The 2,740-nt window shown below is 45.1% G+C and carries 3 protein-coding genes; all 3 read right to left on the bottom strand.

The genetic code is table 11. From position 1 onward, the window contains the following. Window positions 1-77 precede the first annotated feature (77 nt). Window positions 78-185, bottom strand: a complete 108-nt coding sequence (locus ACZND6_RS12740) for a TOBE domain-containing protein (RefSeq protein WP_489524772.1) — start codon at window positions 183-185, stop codon at window positions 78-80. A 106-nt stretch (window positions 186-291) separates the two neighbouring features. Then, window positions 292-2,172 (bottom strand): IS1634 family transposase, encoded by a 1,881-nt coding sequence (locus tag ACZND6_RS12735; protein ID WP_489524771.1) that lies wholly within the window; start codon window positions 2,170-2,172, stop codon window positions 292-294. Window positions 2,173-2,293: 121 nt separating this feature from the next. Beyond that, entirely contained in the window at window positions 2,294-2,440 is a 147-nt protein-coding gene (locus ACZND6_RS12730) for a TOBE domain-containing protein (RefSeq protein ID WP_489524770.1), read from the bottom strand. Window positions 2,441-2,740: the final 300 nt, after the last annotated feature.

Genomic DNA, 2,740 nt, shown 5'->3' with positions numbered 1-2,740 from the left:
TTTTGATAAGCCTTTAAGATTCCAAATCTTTTAGGATCAATCTTTGCCTTATTTTCCATTCCTGACTCCTTTAGGAGTCAACTTATTTCAGTACAAGACACTTTCTTGCCGACTTCGAGCTTCAGGGAGTCAGCAGAAGCTGTAGTGATAGAAGCAACAACGCGTTCGCCGCCTTTAGTCTCGATATCAACTTCGGTAGAAACCGGGCCTTTTTCCCGTTTTCAACACCAGAACAGCAAGACGGGGGCATTGAGCCCCCGCCAGTTCTAGCGTCTCGGTTTTTTCGTTTTCTTAACTTGCCGTAGTAGAGTCGAACAACTCTCTAACGGCACAGTACAACCTCATCTTCTTCCTCAGCGACGCTGCCTCCTCGTATATGGAAGGAGGTGTCTGACCCGCAACCTCCATGATGTCTCTGACTACACTGTTAAATCCGCTGGTGCCGTAAAACTCTATCCCTTTTGCTGGGTTGATCAGAGCAATAAGCGCGTTGTTTAAACCATCGATGATTTGCTCAGTACTCGCCTTTTTATTTTCTTTTTTAAGCTTGTATTCCAAGAATCGGTGCAGACATAGCGCCAGAAAGCAAATTAAGAAATGTCCTCTGACGTGGTCCTCCAGTCGAACATACACAGGGCGAGCGCTGAAGCTGCTCTTTAAATGCCTGAAGCTGTCTTCAATCTTCCAAAGATTTTTGTAGATCTTTACGACCTCTAGTGCCGGGGCTGTCAGTGAGGTTTCAACAACATGGATGCCGTCGAACTTAGACTGCTCTGCAATTAGGGTGTCGTCAATTCTGGCTGTCTCGGCATTTATATCTACGAGGACGTAGCTTCTGCCACCTCGCTTAAAACCGGCTTTAATGTCGGCCGGATTAGCGACAAGTTCCCGAGCCTTTTTGACCAGCCGTTCTCTGTCTTTCTTGTCCTTTCTGGCCCGAGAGGCCGTCCAGGTAATAATGTATCGGCGATTAAGTTTGCTTTTTACGGTCTTTCCTGAGGGTGTTTTTTCGTGATTAAGCTTGACTTCGAGCTCTTTTTCCTTCTGCCCATCAGGTTTTTCAAAGACATACTGCGGCGTGTCGTACTTAATCGGACCGTCGGTTTGGATTTCTTTGTACCAGCCGTAATCTATGATTTCTCCATCCTCGTTCACTTTCTTCATTGGAATTCTTCCTTCCTCAGAAAGCACCTGAGCCTTGATGTCGTCGCTTGCCCCTCTGATTTTGGAGGATAAAACGTAGTTATCGCCCAGCTTTACCAAAGAGTCGATATTGCTCTTGCTGTTGAGGCCCCGGTCGGCAACGACAGTGAAGCTTTTGATGTTAAATTTTTTCTTTAACTCATCAACGAAGGGCACCATTGTCGCGCCCTCAGCCTGATTGCCTTTATACAACCCGTAGTCCAAAGGAAATCCGTCTTTGTCTGTTGCCAAGGCCATCACGACCTGGACTTCATTAAATTTTTTGTCCTTTGAGAATCCGAAGTCTCTGAGACTGTCTGCGTCCGTGCTCTCAAAGGCATAAGTTGTGATGTCATAGAGACACACAGAGGTATTACGCTCAGGGATTTCTTTGCCGATTTGCCTGTTCCAATAACGAATAATGTCCGTCTTGTGCTCGCTCAAAACGTCCAGTGATTTATAGACATGATCAAGATTGTCTAAGTCGATTCCGAGATAGTGACGGGGTCCCACAAGACAGGAACGGCGTTTGGAGGCGGGATTGAGAATTCTGAGCAGAACTAAGTCCTTTGTAATCTTTGCCAAATCGTACTGAAATTCGGAGCATTTCTTGATGTAGTCAAACTTTGCATCAAACCTGAGCTGCTCGTACAGACGCTGAAGGATGAGGCATCCGGCGATGCGGGATTCAAAAACGGCTTGTCCATCTAGGCTTTGCTGTTCCAGAAGTTCTGATAAATCGGCACTAAGAGTTTTTAAAGACGAAGGGGAGGAAACCAATTGTCTGCCCTTGCAGTTTCGGTTCATTTCATCGACTTCCTGCCGGATCTTCTCCAATGCGAGAGGGTCCTGAGCCAATAAGTCCTTCTTTTTGCCAAATCGTTTAACGATCTCACGAACAGGGTGACGGATCCCGGGCTTCCGAACAGAACACTCAATGTAGACGCTGGGATTTTCCAGCTTTGAACTAAACCCAAGTCTGTAGTGCATAGCGCCTCCTAGGCTAATCTCAGACTTATTATACTACAAATAATACTTAAGATTATAAAATATTTTTAGCGAAAAAAGAGAGCCCACGGGGGCTCGCAAAGAATTTATGCTTGTTTAGGTATCAAAAACGGGAGTCAGCAGAAGCTGTAGTGATAGAAGCAACAACGCGTTCGCCGCCTTTAGTCTCGATATCAACTTCGGTAGAAACCGGGCCTTTTTTGATAGAGAGAACTTTGCCTTCGAGAACGTTACGTGCGGATAATTTCATTTAAATTCCTTTAGTTAGGTGGTTGAGAAATCAGCAAAAGTTGAAGAACTTGTCCGCCTTTTGTTAAACACGAAACCCCGCTCGAAACAAAGAGAATAACGATCTGCCGATAAGGAAAAAAGTTGTGTTGCATATAGGGCCGAAACTTTTCTTAATTTAGAAATAGCTTGATTGCCCAGGTGCAAGACATATAGTTTTTCTGTACCCGGCGCATCTCAAGGAACAAGAATTTCCGTTTCGCGGAACAACTTTGATATGTTCCGAATATCGGTGCAGACCAGTCTTAAAAATTAGTTCTAC

The organism is Parasutterella sp., from assembly GCF_057870745.1.
The sequence above is the reverse complement of the archived record's forward strand: the minus strand, read 5'-3'. Positions and strand labels throughout refer to the sequence as shown.

Excerpts from the sequence above, each read along its gene's own strand:
- ACZND6_RS12735 (WP_489524771.1), bottom strand. The coding sequence starts at position 2,172 with ATGCACTACAGACTTGGGTTTAGTTCAAAGCTGGAAAATCCCAGCGTC.
- ACZND6_RS12730 (WP_489524770.1), bottom strand. The coding sequence starts at position 2,440 with ATGAAATTATCCGCACGTAACGTTCTCGAAGGCAAAGTTCTCTCTATC.